General features: G+C 72.1%; 15 protein-coding genes. 10 read left to right on the forward strand and 5 right to left on the reverse strand.

Features of this window, described 5'->3' with window-relative positions; translation table 11 throughout:
- Both ACZ7H1_RS35085 and ACZ7H1_RS35090 read right to left on the reverse strand, forming a co-directional pair.
- Positions 1 to 230, reverse strand: a 230-nt coding sequence (locus ACZ7H1_RS35085; protein ID WP_470792326.1) for a hypothetical protein, incomplete at its 3' end; no start/stop codon positions are given.
- Between the two features lie 290 nt (positions 231 to 520).
- Positions 521 to 1588, reverse strand: a complete 1068-nt coding sequence (locus ACZ7H1_RS35090) for an AI-2E family transporter (RefSeq protein WP_470792328.1) — start codon at positions 1586 to 1588, stop codon at positions 521 to 523.
- Between the two features lie 124 nt (positions 1589 to 1712).
- Here ACZ7H1_RS35090 and ACZ7H1_RS35095 point away from each other — a divergent pair, with 124 nt between their 5' ends.
- From ACZ7H1_RS35095 to ACZ7H1_RS35105, 3 genes are all read left to right on the forward strand, one after another.
- Positions 1713 to 2570, forward strand: coding sequence for a DMT family transporter (locus ACZ7H1_RS35095; protein ID WP_470792330.1), 858 nt, complete (start codon positions 1713 to 1715; stop codon positions 2568 to 2570).
- Positions 2571 to 2721: 151 nt separating this feature from the next.
- Entirely contained in the window at positions 2722 to 4011 is a 1290-nt protein-coding gene (locus ACZ7H1_RS35100; protein ID WP_470792332.1) for a phage baseplate protein, read from the forward strand.
- 57 nt (positions 4012 to 4068) lie between these two features.
- On the forward strand, positions 4069 to 4518 hold the full coding sequence (locus ACZ7H1_RS35105; protein WP_470792334.1) for a hypothetical protein: 450 nt from the start codon (positions 4069 to 4071) through the stop codon (positions 4516 to 4518).
- A gap of 91 nt (positions 4519 to 4609) precedes the next feature.
- On the opposite strand, the gene katG is transcribed toward ACZ7H1_RS35105, so the two are convergent.
- Positions 4610 to 6841, reverse strand: coding sequence for a catalase/peroxidase HPI (gene katG / locus ACZ7H1_RS35110; protein WP_470792336.1), 2232 nt, complete (start codon positions 6839 to 6841; stop codon positions 4610 to 4612).
- Between the two features lie 255 nt (positions 6842 to 7096).
- On the opposite strand from katG, the gene ACZ7H1_RS35115 reads away from it, so the two are divergent.
- Entirely contained in the window at positions 7097 to 7507 is a 411-nt protein-coding gene (locus tag ACZ7H1_RS35115) for a Fur family transcriptional regulator (RefSeq protein WP_470792338.1), read from the forward strand.
- 145 nt (positions 7508 to 7652) lie between these two features.
- Entirely contained in the window at positions 7653 to 8876 is a 1224-nt protein-coding gene (locus ACZ7H1_RS35120; protein WP_470792339.1) for an alginate lyase family protein, read from the forward strand.
- A gap of 61 nt (positions 8877 to 8937) precedes the next feature.
- Here the strand turns inward: ACZ7H1_RS35120 and ACZ7H1_RS35125 are convergent, their stop codons facing one another.
- Positions 8938 to 10848, reverse strand: a complete 1911-nt coding sequence (locus ACZ7H1_RS35125) for a GMC family oxidoreductase (protein WP_470792340.1) — start codon at positions 10846 to 10848, stop codon at positions 8938 to 8940.
- Positions 10849 to 11338: 490 nt separating this feature from the next.
- Between ACZ7H1_RS35125 and ACZ7H1_RS35130 the strand changes: the two genes are divergently transcribed.
- The 5 genes from ACZ7H1_RS35130 to ACZ7H1_RS35150 all read left to right on the forward strand — a co-directional run bounded on the left by ACZ7H1_RS35130 (position 11339) and on the right by ACZ7H1_RS35150 (position 14324).
- Entirely contained in the window at positions 11339 to 11545 is a 207-nt protein-coding gene (locus ACZ7H1_RS35130) for a hypothetical protein (RefSeq protein ID WP_470792342.1), read from the forward strand.
- Positions 11546 to 11708: 163 nt separating this feature from the next.
- Positions 11709 to 12254: a hypothetical protein gene (locus ACZ7H1_RS35135; protein WP_470792343.1), complete on the forward strand. Its 546-nt coding sequence runs from the start codon at positions 11709 to 11711 to the stop codon at positions 12252 to 12254.
- Between the two features lie 127 nt (positions 12255 to 12381).
- The gene (locus tag ACZ7H1_RS35140; protein ID WP_470792345.1) at positions 12382 to 12927 is read left to right on the forward strand and encodes a SigE family RNA polymerase sigma factor; all 546 of its coding nucleotides are present in this window, start codon (positions 12382 to 12384) and stop codon (positions 12925 to 12927) included.
- Positions 12924 to 13610, forward strand: coding sequence for a hypothetical protein (locus tag ACZ7H1_RS35145; RefSeq protein WP_470792346.1), 687 nt, complete (start codon positions 12924 to 12926; stop codon positions 13608 to 13610). The genes ACZ7H1_RS35140 and ACZ7H1_RS35145 overlap by 4 nt, the downstream gene beginning before the upstream one ends.
- A gap of 141 nt (positions 13611 to 13751) precedes the next feature.
- Positions 13752 to 14324: a GNAT family N-acetyltransferase gene (locus ACZ7H1_RS35150; RefSeq protein WP_470792348.1), complete on the forward strand. Its 573-nt coding sequence runs from the start codon at positions 13752 to 13754 to the stop codon at positions 14322 to 14324.
- A gap of 800 nt (positions 14325 to 15124) precedes the next feature.
- On the opposite strand, the gene cynR is transcribed toward ACZ7H1_RS35150, so the two are convergent.
- The gene (gene cynR, locus ACZ7H1_RS35155) at positions 15125 to 16024 is read right to left on the reverse strand and encodes a transcriptional regulator CynR (RefSeq protein WP_470792349.1); all 900 of its coding nucleotides are present in this window, start codon (positions 16022 to 16024) and stop codon (positions 15125 to 15127) included.
- Positions 16025 to 16044: the final 20 nt, after the last annotated feature.

Below are 16044 nucleotides of genomic sequence, written 5' to 3' on the forward strand. Positions count from 1 at the left end.
AGCGAACCGTCCTTGTTCACCCACGTCGTCGACGTCTCCGTACGCTCCGACAACGCCTCCACCCGCTTGCCCGACAGCCGGGCGGCGACCCGCGCCGAAGGGATGTCCGCAGCCGCGGCGGGAGCGTGCGGCTTGCTCTCCCGGGCCGCGGCCGCGGCCTCGGCCGCCGCTGCGCGCGCCGAGGGTGCCGCGATGGCCGCCTCGGCGCCGTAGATCGAGGAGACGGTCATCAGGATCGCCAGACCGGTTGCGGTGGCCCGCAGGCTCCCGCCGGTCGTGTGTTTCGTCCGAGGGGTGCGCTCGGCAGGCGCACCCCTGTCCGTACTGAAATACAAGATTCCCCCAGGGACTCGTTCCAGGTGAAGTTCACCTCGGGCGTCCTGCGGATACAGGCGCCCAGCGGAACGCAGACTCCAGGGCAAGATCAAAATTCAGACGAACAGCGATCGTTCAGGATGTGAACCCGCTGATCGTTATCCGGATGTGACGTCACGAAAGCAACCGAACGGCCGCCGCATCCCTACGCCACGCCGGCGGCCGCCGTGCGTCGGGCGTCCCGCAGCGACGTGTGCACCGACCACACGACCGACACCAGGGGAACGGCCACCACCGCGCCGACGACGCCCGCCGCGGTCGCCCCCGCGATCACCGAGATCGCGACCACCAGCGGATGCAGCCGGACCGCCCAGCTCATCACCAACGGGTGCAGCAGATGCCCCTCGATCTGGCCGATGACCACGATCAGCGCGACCACGATGGCCGCCGTCAGCGGTCCCTTCGCCGCCAGGGCCACCACCGCCGCCACCGCCAGCGCGACCGGCGAGCCGATCAGGGGGACGAACGCGGCGAAGAACTCCAGCAGCGCCAGGGGGAGGGCCAGCGGCACCCCGAGGAGGTACAGCGCCACCCCGACCAGGACGGCGTTGGTGGCCGCGACGAGCACGATCCCGTGCGTGTAGCCGGTGAACGTACGCCAGGCCGACCGCCCCGCCATGTCCCACCGCACCCGCATCCGCTCCGGCAGCTGCGCGCAGAACCACGCCCACTGCCGGTCGCCCGAGTGGATGAAGAACACCGACGTGAACAGCGCCAGGGCCAGCGCCGTCAGTACGTGCACCGCGTGGCCCGCGCCGCTCATCGCCTCACTGATCAGCGTCGAGCGGTGGCTGGAGAGGAACTGCCCGATCCGCGACTGGACGTCCGACAGTGCATCCGGGTTCAGCCGGAACGGCGGCTGCTCCAACCACTCTTCGATGCGGTCCAGACCGTCCCGGAACTCCCGCACCAGCGTCGTGCTCTCGCCCGCCACCGCCTCTCCGACCAGCGCCAGCACCCCGAGGACCAGCGCGATCCCGCCGATCAGGGTGACCGCGACGGCGAGCCCCCGGGGCAGCCCGCGGGCCACGAGGTCGGCGACGGGCCGCAGTACCGCCGCCACGACGAGCCCCAGGAAGAGGGCCACCCCGATCTCGTGGAACTGGCCCAGCACGGCGAACACGACGTACACGGCCGCGCCGACGACCAAGAGGCGCCACGCGTAGGCCGCGGCCGTGCGGAGGAACGGAGACACCTGGGGCTGCATGCCCATCGAGGTACCACCGGGAGCCGGGCCCGCCACGCGCGCGGCCGGACGTTCCCCCGACCGGGGGGCCGGACGGGCGAACGGCGCGGGGCACGTGCCCGCCGGGCGCGCGGGCGGTGAGGATCGGGGCATGGGCGTTGTGCTGCCGGTCCTCTGTGCGCTGTTCGCCGCGTTCAGCAACGCGCTGGCCACGGTGCTGCAGCGGCGGGCGGCGCTCACCGTGCCGCAGTCCGCCGGGTTCCGGCCGGGGCTGATCCTCGACCTGCTGCGCCGGCCCGTGTGGCTCGCGGGGATCCTGGCGGTGATCGCCGCCGGAGTGGGGCAGGCCGTCGCACTGGCCACCGGCCCGCTGTCCCTCGTGCAGCCCCTCTTCGTCCTGGAACTGCCCCTGGCGCTGCTGATCGCCTCGCTGCTGACACGGCAGCACATGCCGCGGAGGCTGTGGCTGGCCGTGGCGATCGTGGTCGCCGGGCTCGGCGTGGCGCTGGCGGCCGCCTCGCCCGCGGGCAACCGTACGCACGTACCGCTGGACCGGTGGGTGCCGGCGCTCGCCGCCTGCGCCGCGGTGGTCGTGGCCCTGACGCTGGCGGGCCTGCGGCGGCCGCCGGGCCGGGCACGCGCCGGCTGCCTGGGGGCCGCGACCGCGATCTGCTACGCGCTGACCGCCGCCCTGATGAAGTCCTCGATGCACATCCTCGACGAGGGCGGCCTCGACGCGTTCCTGACCAGCTGGCAGACGTACGCGTTCGGCGCGACCGGGATCGGCGCCCTGCTGCTGCTCGAACACGCGATGCAGGGCGGGCCGCTGGTCGCCTCGCAGCCCGCGCTGACCCTCGGCGACGCGGGCGTCAGCCTGCTGCTGGGCATCCTGCTGTACGAGGAAACGGTCCGCGCCGGCTGGTGGCTCGTTCCCCAGCTCCTCGGCGTGGCCCTGGTCGTCACCGGCGTGTTCGCCCTGGCCCGCCACGGAGGCGAGAGCGAAGCCTAGTCCCGCGCCGGGCATGCCGACGAGTAGACTCCAGCGTGCCCAAACCACTCTAATTCGGGGCCAAAAACCCGGAATACGGGGCTCCGGAGCGTCGTGCCAGACTGGCGCCGGTCAGGACACGGGACCCGAGCGGAACAACTGGGGCGCAGCGTTGAGTATCAGCGTCGACGGACAGATAGACATCGGCGGACCGGCGGGCAAGCTGCTCCACCGGCGGCCCCTCAAGAACACGACGGTCATGCAGTCCTTCGGCATCGACCCGGTCACCGGCGACATCTTCGTCCTCCAGGTCGTCCAGGGCGGCCTGACCCTCACCGGGGAATCCGGGCCGAAGACCGGTGCGCAGCGCGCCTACAACGGCGATCTGGCCGTCACCCGCCTGAGCCAGGCCGGCGCCATCACGGGCTTCATGTACCTGCGGGGCTTCGGCCACGGCGTCTCCATGGCCGTGGAGCACCGGGCGGGCGTCTCCCGGCTGTGGACCGAGACCGCGTCCAAGCCCATGGGCAACGACGAGGAGGAAGAGAAGAAGGAGGGCTTCGGCACCGCCGTCACCCACTTCGAGTTCCGTCACAACACCGTCCTGGACTACGGCGACCCGCTGCACGCCGAGCCGTACACCCCGGTGCCCGGCTCCACCAACGTCTCGTGCACGATCGACCCCACGACGAACCGGCTGGTCGTCCGCTTCAACAACGGCGGCAAGAAGTACGAGTCGTACGACCTGGCGAAGGCCGCGTCCGGGATCTGGGAGCCGCTCGCCCGCATCCCCGAGCCCGACCCCCACGGAGTCTTCCAGGGGTACGCACTGCTCGGCGGCGTCCTCTACATGCTCGCCGGCGAGGCGATCGCCGACGACAACCCGGACAACCCACCGCCCGGCAACACCTACCTGACCTCCGTCGACTGGGCCACCGGCGCCGTACTCGACCAGCAGCTGGTCACGGCCGCGCCCGGACTGGCGTACCGGGAGCCGGAGGGCATGGCCGTCTCGGTGCGCGGCGGCGTCCCGCACGTGCACTTCGGCTTCGCGTGCGACGAGGGCCCGCGGACCTGCACCATCATGTCGCTGTCCGCCGCTCCGGAGACCGACGGCGTCAAGGTGCTCACCGACTGGCAGACGATCCCGCTGGCCAGTGGCGTGAGCGCCGACGCGCACGCCCCGCAGGGCCGGCTCATCAGCCTGGCGGGCACGACGACGCTGCAGCTCAGCGGCGGTGTCAAGGGCAGCTTCACCGCGGACGTGAAGATCGGCACGCTGCCCGACGTGCTGGCTCCCAGCATGCCGGCCCGCGCCAACGTGCCGCGCAACAACTCCGGCGGCTACTGCGTCGCGCGGGTCGAGGCGGACACGGGCCGTGAGCTGTGGCTCTACGGCGGCCGCAGCACGAACGCCATCACGTGGGCCCAGCTGGACAGCTTCAGCGCGGTCTGGCGCTGACCGGCCCCTCGCCTCTTCCCTCCCAGCCTCCCCGCTCTCTCAAGGAGACGACGAATCATGTCCCGCAACCGCCGCAGCATCCTCGGCGCCGCCCTCGCCCTGCCCGCCGCCCTGTCCGCGGGCAGCCTCCTGGCCGCCACCCCGGCCGCCGCGGCCGGCGGCATCGAGGCCCAGCCGTGGGCCGACATCACCCTGGAGCCCGGTATCACCGCCCAGGCGGGCGCGACTCCGCAGGTCCGCCTGATCACCATCGCCGGCACGACGTTCCTGCAGGCGCGCGGCGCGGTGTCCTGCTCCCTCACGGCCGACACGAAGATCGGCACGCTCCCGGCCGGGCTGACCCCGACCTGGTACGTCCGCGCCGCCGCTCCGCGCAACAACAGCCAGGGCATCAACGCCTGCCGCTTCGAGGTCAACACCGCCGGCGCCGTGTCGGTCTACGGTGCCAACACCGGCAACCCGATCACCTGGGTGCAGTTCGACTCGATCCAGGCCGTCTGGCGCTAGAAGTCCCGCGCCACACGTCACACGCCGGACGGCGCGCGGTGTGCAGCGGACGTCCGGGCCGGCCCCGTGCGGGCCGGCCCGGACGCCGTGATCAGACCAGGTCGAACCGGTCGAGGTTCATCACCTTGTCCCACGCGGCGACGAAGTCCTTCACGAACTTCGCCTTCGCGTCGTCGCTCGCGTAGACCTCGGCGAGCGCGCGCAGCTCGGAGTTCGACCCGAAGACGAGGTCGGCGCGGGTGCCGGTCCACTTGACCTCGCCCGTGGCGGCGTCTCGGCCCTCGAAGGTGTTCGCGTCCCCGGCCGTCGCCGTCCACGTCGTGCCCAGGTCGAGCAGGTTGACGAAGAAGTCGTTGGTGAGCGACCCGGGCGTGGTGGTGAGCACGCCGAGCGACGACTGCTGGTGGTTCGCGCCCAGGACGCGCAGGCCGCCGACGAGGACCGTCAGCTCGGGGGCGCTCAGGTTCAGCAGGTTCGCCCGGTCGATCAGCAGGTACTCGGCAGGCAGGCGGCTGCCCTTCCCGAGGTAGTTGCGGAACCCGTCGGCGGCCGGCTCCAGCGCGGCGAACGACTCCACGTCGGTCTGCTCCTGCGACGCGTCCACGCGGCCCGGCGTGAACGGCACCCGGACCTCGAAACCGGCGTCCTTGGCCGCCTGCTCGACGGCCGCGGCACCGGCCAGCACGATCAGGTCGGCCAGCGAGATCCGCTTGCCGCCGGTCTGGGCCGCGTTGAACGACTCCTGGATGCCCGTCAGGGTGCGCAGCACCGTCGCCAGTCGGTCGGGCTCGTTGACCTCCCACCCGCTCTGCGGCTGGAGGCGGATGCGCGCACCGTTGGCACCGCCGCGCTTGTCGCTGCCGCGGAAGGACGAGGCCGAGGCCCAGGCGACGGACACGAGCTGAGACACCGACAGGTCCGAGGCCACGACCCGGTCCTTGAGGGAGGCGATGTCGGCGGCGTCGACGAGCTCGTGCGTCACCGCGGGCAGCGGGTCCTGCCACAGCAGCACCTCGGACGGGACCTCCGGGCCGAGGTAGCGCGCGACCGGGCCCATGTCGCGGTGCGTCAGCTTGAACCACGCGCGGGCGAAGGCGTCCGCGAAGTCCGCCGGGTTCTCCAGGAAGCGCCGCGAGATCTGCTCGTACGCCGGGTCGAACCGGAGCGAGAGGTCGGTCGTCAGCATCGTCGGAGCGTGGCTCTTGGACGGGTCGTGGGCATCGGGCACGGTGCCCGCACCGGCGCCGTCCTTCGGACGCCACTGGTGCGCCCCGGCCGGGCTCTTGAACAGCTCCCACTCGTGGCCGAAGAGGATCTCGAAGAAGCTGTTGTCCCACGCGGTCGGGGTGTTCGTCCAGATCCCCTCGAGCCCGCTGGTGATCGCGTCGCCGCCCTTGCCGGTGCCGAAGGAGCTGCTCCAGCCGAGGCCCTGCGCTTCGATCGGCGCGGCCTCGGGGTCGGCGCCGACGCTGTCCGCCGGGCCCGCGCCGTGGGTCTTGCCGAAGGTGTGACCGCCCGCGATCAAGGCGACCGTCTCCTCGTCGTTCATCGCCATCCGGCGGAACGTTTCGCGGATGTCGCGGGCGGCGGCGAGCGGGTCCGGAGTGCCGTTCGGGCCCTCGGGGTTGACGTAGATGAGGCCCATCTGCACCGCGCCGAGCGGGCTTTCGAGCTCCCGGTCGCCGGTGTAGCGCTCGTCGGCGAGCCACGTGGTCTCCGGGCCCCAGTAGACGTCCTCGTCGGGCTCCCACACGTCGGCGCGCCCGCCGGCGAAGCCGAAGGTCTCGAAGCCCATCGACTCCAGGGCGACGTTGCCGGCGAGGATCATGAGGTCGGCCCACGAGAGGTTCTGGCCGTACTTCTTCTTGACCGGCCACAGCAGACGGCGGGCCTTGTCGAGGTTGCCGTTGTCCGGCCAGCTGTTGAGCGGGGCGAAGCGCTGCTGGCCGGCACCGGCCCCGCCGCGGCCGTCGCTGATGCGGTACGTGCCCGCACTGTGCCACGCCATGCGGACCATGAACGGGCCGTAGTGGCCGAAGTCGGCGGGCCACCAGTCCTGCGAGGTCGTCAGGACCTCGGCTATGTCCCGTTTCACGGCCGGGAGATCGAGGGTCTTGAACGCCTCGGCGTAGTCGAACTCCTCGCCGAGGGGATTGGCCACGGCGGGGTTCTTGGCGAGGATCTTCAGATTGAGCCGCTCGGGCCACCACTGGCGGTTTCCGCCGCCCTGCGTCGGGTGCGAGGCCCGTCCGTGGGGGACGGGGCAGCCGCCGGCGCCCTCCGCCTTCGCGTCTACGACGATTGCATCATGGTTCTCAGACATGGGAATCCTTCCGGACCAGGCGGATCACTGTGTGCTCGAAAACTGCATGCGATGGAACAGTCGGGGCCCGTGGCGCGTCACGGCTCTGTCTCCTGCCGCTCTGGAGGCTTCCAGTCCCTTGGTTATCTGCTCAACCGATCCTACGATGGACAGAATCCAAGTCAAGAAGAACACCAAGCCGCGAGGCAATCGGATATCGGACACGTCCAGCGGTGAACTCCGGGCATGCCGCCGAACCTGAAGAGGTGAACCGAGATGAGCGCTCTGCTGGAGCGACTGCGGAGGCGCGGCTGGCGCTTGACGTCCCAGCGGCGTGTCGTTGCGGAGGTCCTCGACGGCGACCACGTGCACCTGACGGCCGACGAGGTGCACGCCCTGGCGGTGCAGCGGCTGCCCGAGATCTCCCGGGCGACCGTCTACAACGCCCTGGGCGAGCTGGTCTCCCTGGGCGAGGTCGTGGAGGTCTCCACCGACGGCCGTGCGAAGCGCTACGACCCGAACGCCCACCGGCCCCACGAACACCTCGTGTGCTCCGGCTGCGGTCTCATCCGCGACGTCCACCCGACCGGCAGTCCGCTCGTACACCTCCCGGCGGAGGAGCGATTCGGCTTCACGGTCTCCGGGGCCGAGGTCACCTACCGCGGACTCTGCCCGGCCTGCGCGTAGGACGTACCCCTGTACTCCCTCGCCGTGTCGGCCCTCGACGGGCCGTTTCCGTGGCTGATAGGAAACTTTCTTTTCAGATGTTGAGGCTTGGCATGGGCATGGGTATCTTCGGCGTTCCGGAACCCCTTCGACCGGAAGGCCCCCCATGCGTTTCGGACTGCCCGCCGCCGCGGCCGCCCTCGCCCTGGGCGTCACGGCGACCCTGGCCGCAGCCCCGCAGGTCAGCGCCACCCCCGAGGCCACCGCTGCCGCGGATGCCGCCGCCGCGCCCCTCGCCCCCGCCCGGTTCGCCCATCCCGGCGTGCTCAGCAGCGCCGCCCAACTCGACTTCGTACGCGCAAAGGTCCAGGCCGGCCAGCAGCCGTGGAAGGCCGCGTACGACCAGATGCTCGGCAGCAAGTACGGCTCCCTCTCCCGCACGCCCAGGCCGCGCGCGGTCGTCGAGTGCGGTTCGTACTCCAACCCCAACAACGGCTGCACCGAAGAGCGCGAGGACGCGATAGCGGCCTACACGCACGCGCTCGCCTGGTACGTCACCCGCGACGCCCGCTACGCCAGGAAGTCCATCGAGCTGATGGACGCCTGGTCGGCGGTCATCCAGGACCACACGAACAGCAACGCCCCGCTGCAGAGCGGCTGGGCGGGCTCCACCTGGCCGCGCGCCGCCGAGCTGATCAAGCACACGTACACCGGCGGCTGGCCCCGGCAGGACCGCTTCGCCACCATGCTGCGCACCGTCTACCTCCCCGAGGTGATCAACGGCAGGCCGAACAGCAACGGCAACTGGGAACTGATCATGATGGACGCCGCCATCGGCATCTCCGTCCACCTCGAGGACCGGGACAGCTACGACAAGGCCATGGGCATCTACCTCGGGCGCGTCCCCGCGTACTTCCACCTGAAGTCCGACGGTGCGCAGCCGAAGTATCCGCCGCGCTCGAGCATCGACACCCGGGCCGAGCTGATCGACTACTGGCACGGGCAGTCCACGTTCGTCGACGGCCTCGCCCAGGAGACCTGCCGGGACTTCGGCCACACCGGCATGGGCATCGCCGCCGCCATGCACGTCGCCGAGACCTCACGCATCCAGGGACGCGACCTCTACCCCGGGTTCAAGGACCGCTTCCGGCACGCCCTCGGCTTCCACGCGCGCTACGAACTCGGCGAGGCGGTGCCGTCCTGGCTGTGCGGCGGCCGGCTGACCCTGGGCCTGGGACCCTCCACCGAGGTCGGCTACAACGCCCTCGGCAACCGCCTCGGCGTCGGCATGGAGAAGACCCGCGCGCTCACCGAGAGCCGCCGCCCCGCCGGCACCGAGAACCACTTCGAGGCCTGGGAGACCCTGACCCACGCGGCCAACCCCCACTGACCGGAACGGCCGGCGGCCCCTCGGGGCCGCCGGCCGTGCACCCGCCCGGGCGCGCCCCGCGCTAACGCGCGTCGCGCAGGATGTCCTGGCTGGCCTTCTCGGCCAGGACGAGGGTCGGAGCCATGATGAACAGGCCCGGGATGCGCGGGAAGGCGGAGGCGTCCACCACGCGGACGTTGGCCGTGCCGTGCACCCGCAGCCGTCCGTCGAGGACGGACCCCCTGCGATCGGCCGGCCCGATCGCTGCCGTGCAGGAGGCGTGGTGTCCCCACGCCTCGCGCCGGATCCAGGCCGCGAGCTGCTCGTCCGTACTCACCCGCGGCCCCGGGACCTCCTCCGTGACGGTGTCGAGGAGTCCCGCGGCCTTGCGGTTCATGTTGCGGATCGAGCGGACCGCTTCGATCATCGCGGCCACGTCCGCGTCCCCGGCCCGTCCGTCGTCCATCTTCCGGAAGTTGACCTCCGGCTGCCGCGTGGGGTCGGCGGAGGCCAGCGTCACGGTCCCGGTGCGGTCGGCCGCGTAGCCCTTGAGGACGAGCCACGAGAAGTGCCGCTTGTCCTTCACGGCCTTGGTGTCGAACTCCGGCACGTACCCGGCGAAGTTCCCGGGCGCGGCGAAGACGAACATCTCCGGGTGCGCGGAGCCCTTCGACGCCCGCCGCTTCAGTCCGGTCACCACGCCGTTGGACGAGTAGGGCGCGGCCGCGCGCCGCATCGGGTCGTTCCACTCCGTCAGGCACGGGTCGTCGTGGTCGCGGAACTCGCACCGCGCCAGGGCCGCCAGATCGCGGTTCAGCCGGGAGACCACCGAGACCTCGTAGCGGTCCTGGAGGTTGCTGCCGACGCCCGGCAGGTCCAGCAGCGCGGTGATGCCGTGCTGCGCCAGGTGTTCGCGCGGGCCGATGCCGGAGAGCATGAGCAGTTGGGGGGTGTTGAAGGCGCCGCCCGCGACGACGACCTCGCGGGTGACGCGGACGGTACGGCGCAGCGCGGCGCGGTCGCCCTCGGCGAGCGGGCGGGCATCGGAGAACGCCTGGTAGAGGTGGCGTCCGACGAGGAACTCCACCCCTGTGGCGCGCAGCGCACCCTCGCGCTCTTCGAGGACGAGGCGTTCGGCGAGGGCGTCGGTCGCGATGGTGAGGCGGGCGGGGTGGCGGGCCCGGACCGCGAGCAGGCGCTCGCGGACCGCGTGGCGCTTGCCCGCCCGGGCGGTCATCGGGGTCATGAAGGCGCCCTGGGCACTGCGGTCCACGTTCGCCTTGGAGTTGACGTCCGGGTCGAGGGACGAGGCGACGTTCCCCGCGGGCAGGGGCTCGGTCGCGGCGGCGAGGGACAGCTTGTCGAGGAACGCGTCGCGCAGGGCCAGGACGGGGCTGGGCCGTTCGGCCGGCTGCCAGGAGAGCACCTTCTTCCAGTGGACGTTCCACATGGTCTCCGGATCCCAGCCCGCGTCCCCGCTCAGGTCCCGGATGTGCGCCCAGTCCGAGTGCTCGGGGTACATGAGGATGGCGGCGTTGTGGGCGGTACAGCCCCCGAGGGTGGCGGACCGGGGGTAGAGGATGCCCTTGCCGGGCACCCACTGGCTGCCGTGCGCGGTCTCGTCGGTGTAGTGGCGCACCCACATGTCCCAGCTGATCTCGGGGTCGCGGGCGGCCTTGAGCTGGAAGCCGGGGACGTCGTAGTAGGTCTGGTTGCCGTGGGGCGGGCCGGCCTCCAGGACGAGGACGGAATGCCCGGCCTCGGCGAGGTTGGCGGCGACGCTGCCGCCGCCGGGCCCCGAGCCGATGACGACGTACTCGACCTCGTCCGGGAGTGCGGCCCTTTCCGGCAGTCCGGAGTCGTGACGGCGGGAGGTCGCGGAAGCGGGCGCGGCCAGTCCGGTGGGCAGCGTGGTCACGGCGGCGCCGACGGCGGCACCGAGGACCGTGCGGCGTGGCAGGTCCTGGGCGGGGCTGCGGGGGGAAGACGTCATGGCCCCTCCCTAGCGGTCAATCACGCAACGTGACGACGGCTTCGTGTCGGGATTGATCCTTCCGGCCTACGGATCATCACTCGTCCGGGGCCGGCCGGGTCGCCGAGTAGACGGCGCCGGGTGGCGCTCGCGGCCGCCGCATTGCCGATGACCAGGCAAAACGTTCCTCCGGAGAGTGGAGTCCCGCTCGGGGTGCGTGCAAACCCCGGCGTGACGGCGGCGCCGGGAACGACCTGGTCAGCGGCCGGGGGGCGACGACACGCTCGCCGGCAGGTGGGGAACGACCGGGTGGACGGGGGGATGCCAACGACATCGCCGTGGCATGCGAAGCGACCGCCGACGCGCCGCAGGTCGTCCTGGCGCGCGGCCGCCCCGGGTGGCCGAACCGGGAGCCGTCGGACCGGCATATGCCGCACGGAACCGTCCGTTCGCAGCAGCGCACGGGTCCTGCGCAGGCGCGCAGCCCCCGCGTGTGGTGGGATCGGCCGTCGTGGACAAGACCGAGGCACACAGGGGAAGCAGCGACGGGCAGCGCGCCGCGCAACGGCGCCGGGCGCGGCTCGCGGTAGCGGCGCGGGCGGCCGACGCGGCCGATCTGGCGCGACTGTTCGACATCCTGGGGCTGGACCCCGAGCTGGACGCACTGAGCGAGCCCGTCGACGGCATAGTCCCGACGGTGTTCAACCACCGCGTGTAGGCGCCGCCCTGACGCCGGCGACCGGGGTCAGGGCAGTGCGTACCGCATCCGAAAAAATTCTTCGCGGACATGTCATCCGGCTCCGGCCGCGTGGGCGTTTGAGGGAGTGGAGAGGCGCCGCTCCACTCTTGTCGACCACAGAAGCGATCTCAGGAGCAACCGGATGAAGAAGTACCTGCTGGCCGCCGCCGTGGCCGCCACGGTGATGGGCACCCCGATGGCAGCGGGCGCGGCCGGAGCCCCGGCCGCGGCCGCCCCGGCCGCCGTGCCCGCGCACGCCGTGGTCCCGAAGGCCGCGATCCCGAAGCTCCGGGTCGTCCTGCCCAACGAGCGCGTGGACGCGGGCAAGGGCTGGACGGTCTGGCTGACGAGGGACGGCAAGCACTGGTCGGGCCCCGACGGCTACGAGAACTTCCGCAGCGTCGTCGACGGCAACCTCGACTTCTCGGAGCCGGGCGTGAGCCACCAGATGGAGTCCGACAGCGCCGGCGCGTTCCACTCGGGCGTCTTCTACGGCACGCGCAAGGCCGCCCGCGTCGTACTGACCGACGCCGCCGGCAAGAAGACCACCGCCGCCCTCCTCGCCCTGCCCGGCCGCCCCGACTGGGGAGTCTGGTACGCGCAGACGCCGTCCTCGGAGCAGTCCGGGGACCAGAGCGTGGCCCTGTACGACCGGGCGGGCAGACTGCTGGCCGAGCTCCCCGCGTAACGCCCCCGACGGGGCGCACCTGACCGGGGCAGGGTCCGTCACGGGGCGGACCCTGCCCCCTCCCGCGCCCGCCGCCGTCCCACTACCGACCACCGACTACCGAACGATCGCGAGGCCTCCCATTTCCGTGCCCCACGAGACCGTGGCCGAGGACCCGGACTTCGCAGAATTCGCCACTGCGGCCTGGCCGCGCCTGGTGCGCACGGCGCAGCTGCTGACCGGCGACTTCCACGAGGCCGAGGACCTTGTGCAGACGACGCTCGTCAAGGTCTACGCGCGCTGGCGGCGGGTCCCCCGGGACGAGGTCGACCCCTACGTGCGCCGCGCGCTGATCAACAACAACCTCAGCCGCCTGCGCCGCAAACGGGTCGTCCAGCTGCTGACTCCGGCGGTGCCCGACTCCCGGCGCAACGCGCACGCGGGCCACGCCGAGGCCGTCGCGCAGCGCACGGCCCTCCTGGAGGCCCTGGCCGGGCTCCCGCCCCGCCAGCGGGCCGTGATGGTGCTCCGCTTCTGGGAAGACCTGCCGGAACACGAGATAGCCGACGCGCTGAACTGCTCGATCGGCACGGTCAAGACCCATACCCGGCGCGGCCTGGCCGCGCTGCGGGCCCACCCCGGGTTCGCCTCCCCAGACCCCCACCTCCCCGACCCTTCCGGAGCGCGCAGATGACCCCCGAATCCGGCACGGAAGCCGACTGGCTCCGCGCGGTGTTCGCGGAGACCGCCCACGGCGTCACCCCGAGCCCGGTACCGCTGGTGGACGTGCGCCGCAAGGGCCGGGCGCGCCGCCTGCGCCGGTCGGCCGCGCTGGCGGGACTCGGCGCCGCCGCCGCGGCGCTGGCCGCCGTCACCCTGTTCGGCGGGCCTGCCGGGTCCTCGCAGCCCTCGGTGGCCGCGACCGCGAAGCCCGGCCCGCCCGCCTCACTCCCGGCCCCCTCGCCCTCGGTGCCCGAGCCGCTGCCACCCAGGAGCGTGGCTCCGGGCGAGCGCGTGGACGTGGGCAAGGGCTGGACCGTGTGGCTGACCGAGGACGGCAAGCACTGGGCGAACTCCGACGGCTACGAGAACTTCCGCAGCGTCACCGACGGCAACATCGACCTCGCGGAGCCGGGAGTCAGCCATCAGATGCAGTCCGGCAGCGGAGGGGCGTTCAACTCCGGCGTCTACTACGGCACTCGCGATGCCGGCCGCGTCGAACTCACCGACGGGACGGGGAAGAAGATCACCGCCACCCTCCTCCAACTCCCGGGCCGTCCCGGCTGGGGAGTCTGGTACGCCCACACCCCGCGCTCGGCCGAGCGCATCACCATCACCCTCTACGACTCCGCGGGCAGACCCCTCGCCGACCTCTAGCTCGTGTCGTCAAAGCCGTCCGGTCGGGGCGGACGACGCCACTTTGACGACACTCCCTGGTACCGCCCCGCCGGCAGGCCGTCGCCGGTCACACGGCGAAGGCTCGGCGGCGTCGCCGCGGACGCATGGCATCGTGATGCCATGACCATCGACGTTCGCCCCGCTTCGGCCTTCGAAGACGTCCGTGCGCTGCTCGGCCCGAAGTCGCCCGGTGCCAACGTCTGCTGGTGTCTGAGCTACCGGATCCCGTCCAAGCTGAACAACGAACTCCGCGGGCCGGAGCGCGGCGCGTACGTCGCCGAGCTGTGCCGTACGCAGCCGCCTCCCGGCGTGATCGCGTACGACGGCGACGAGCCGGTCGGCTGGGCCGCGGTGGCACCGCGCTCGGACACCTCCTTCGCGCGCAGCCGGAAGATCCCGCACCTCGACGACCTGCCGGTCTGGTCCCTGTGGTGCATCCGCGTACGCCCCGGCCACCGCAAGAAGGGCATCTCGCACGCCCTGATCGAGGGCGCGGTCGAGTTCGCCCGCAGCCACGGCGCACCGGCGATCGAGGCGTACCCCCTCGACAGCGGCGACGCCAGGGTCGACCTGACGATGGCGTACGCCGGGCTCCGGAAGAACTTCGAACGCGCCGGCTTCGTCCACGCCGCCGACACCACCTCGGTCCTGGCCGGGCACCCCCGCATCCTGATGCGGCTCGACCTCCGCTGACCCGGCCCGGGCTTCGCCGGGCCGTCGAGTCACTCGGATCCCGGGGGGATCCGGCATGTCCATCCGCAGAAAGTCCGTGAGCGCCCTGCTCGCCGCCGCGACCGCCGTCGGCCGCACGGCGACGGCCGCACCGCCGGCACAGCAGTACCAGGCCGGGCGCTCCCGGCTGCGCCGGGTCCGCGGTCACCGCCAGGCCGCGCCGCAGCGCGCGCCCGAGCGGCTGGGACAGCCGGGCGGCGATCGCCGTCTCGGCGTCGGAGAACGGCGGCCGGTCCGCGGCCCGAACGAGGACCAGCGCGCCCCATGCCAGACCACAGCTCCGCAGCAGGACGCGCATCTCGTCGCCGAGGCCGATCGACCGGTACACGTCCCGGTAGCGCACGCTGCGTTCGAGGCGGCCGTCGAGGCTGGACCAGAGGGTGCCCGCGGGCTCTGCCCGCCGGGCCGGTTCCGGCATCAGCAGCGCATCCCCCTCGCGGTGCTCGATGTCGGGGATCCGCGCCATCCACTGCGCACTCACCCCGTGCCGGAAGCAGCTGTCGCACACCACCTTCTCGGCCGAGGAGGCCATGACCCGGCGCTTCGCCGTCGGACACAACGCCGACGACGACGGAACACCGGTCGTCGCGCGGCAGCGGAAGGACACCCGCGCCAACAACCCGGGCGGGGGCGCAGTGTCCTCGGCGGCGCGTTCGGCATCCGCTGGTTCCTGCGCGACGTGGACGGCGTCCGCACCATTGGATGGGCGCCGACCTGGCCGGGCGCCTGTTCGGCAGGACCCGAGGCTGAACCCCGCCGGGTCAGGAGGTGAGGTCCTGGCTCCGGCTCCAGGCGGCGGCTTGCCGGGTGAACGCGCGTGCGGCAGCGCTCTGGTAGGCGCTTTCCCGGCGCAGCAGCGTCACGGTGCGGGCGGGGAGCGCGGGGCTGAGGGCGACGGGGGCGAGGCGGGGGTGGTCGCGGGTGATGGCGTCGGGCAGCACGGTGGCCAGCGGGGTGCGCGTGACGATCTCGGTGAGGGCGTTCAGGGAGTCGGCCTCGACCGCGACGCGGGGGCGGATGCCGTGAACGGCGAAGTACGCGTCGACGTGCCGGCGGGTGGCGAAGTCCGCACTGAGCAGGGCGAGGTGGTGCTCGTTCAGCTCCGCCACCGGCATCGGGTCGCGGTGCGCCTGCGGGTGGTGGGGGCCGACGGCGAGACCGAGGGTTTCGGTGAACAGCACGGTGGCCTCGATACCGGGCGCGTGGGCGCCCGCGAAGGCGATGCCCAGATCGAGCAGGTCGTCCAGCAGGGCCGCTTCGATGCGGTCCTGGGTCATCTCGCGGATGTCGAGGGTGACGGCGGGGTGGCCGGCATAAAAGGCGGAAACGAGCGGCCCGGTGAGGTACGCCGTGAAGGTGGGTGTGACCGCGAGCCGCAGGTGGCCCCGGGAGAGGTCCTGTACGTCCAGCACGGCGCGCTCCCCGGCGGCGAGGTCACGTAGGGCCCGCGTGGCGTAGTGGGCGTAGGCGGCGCCGGCGTCGGTCAGGCGCACGGTACGGCCGGTGCGGTCCAGCAGTAGCACGCCGAGGGCCTTCTCGAGCTGTTTGATCTGCTGGGACAGCGTGGGCTGGGAGATGTGCAGCTCTTCGGCGGCACGGGTGAAGTTGGCGTGCTCGGCGACCGCGAGCAGATAGCGCAGGTGACGCAGTTCCGGCCTCATGAGTCAACTATAGACACCAT

The sequence above is a fragment of the Streptomyces sp. NPDC037401 genome, from assembly GCF_055602345.1.

What these genes read in the sequence shown, in the direction of transcription:
- ACZ7H1_RS35090 (WP_470792328.1), bottom strand. Translation starts at nt 1,588, where the DNA reads ATGGGCATGCAGCCCCAGGTGTCTCCGTTCCTCCGCACGGCCGCGGCC.
- ACZ7H1_RS35095 (WP_470792330.1), top strand. Translation starts at nt 1,713, where the DNA reads ATGGGCGTTGTGCTGCCGGTCCTCTGTGCGCTGTTCGCCGCGTTCAGC.
- ACZ7H1_RS35105 (WP_470792334.1), top strand. Translation starts at nt 4,069, where the DNA reads ATGTCCCGCAACCGCCGCAGCATCCTCGGCGCCGCCCTCGCCCTGCCC.
- katG (WP_470792336.1), bottom strand. Translation starts at nt 6,841, where the DNA reads ATGTCTGAGAACCATGATGCAATCGTCGTAGACGCGAAGGCGGAGGGC.
- ACZ7H1_RS35115 (WP_470792338.1), top strand. Translation starts at nt 7,097, where the DNA reads ATGAGCGCTCTGCTGGAGCGACTGCGGAGGCGCGGCTGGCGCTTGACG.
- ACZ7H1_RS35120 (WP_470792339.1), top strand. Translation starts at nt 7,653, where the DNA reads ATGCGTTTCGGACTGCCCGCCGCCGCGGCCGCCCTCGCCCTGGGCGTC.
- ACZ7H1_RS35125 (WP_470792340.1), bottom strand. Translation starts at nt 10,848, where the DNA reads ATGACGTCTTCCCCCCGCAGCCCCGCCCAGGACCTGCCACGCCGCACG.
- ACZ7H1_RS35135 (WP_470792343.1), top strand. Translation starts at nt 11,709, where the DNA reads ATGAAGAAGTACCTGCTGGCCGCCGCCGTGGCCGCCACGGTGATGGGC.
- ACZ7H1_RS35145 (WP_470792346.1), top strand. Translation starts at nt 12,924, where the DNA reads ATGACCCCCGAATCCGGCACGGAAGCCGACTGGCTCCGCGCGGTGTTC.
- ACZ7H1_RS35150 (WP_470792348.1), top strand. Translation starts at nt 13,752, where the DNA reads ATGACCATCGACGTTCGCCCCGCTTCGGCCTTCGAAGACGTCCGTGCG.
- cynR (WP_470792349.1), bottom strand. Translation starts at nt 16,024, where the DNA reads ATGAGGCCGGAACTGCGTCACCTGCGCTATCTGCTCGCGGTCGCCGAG.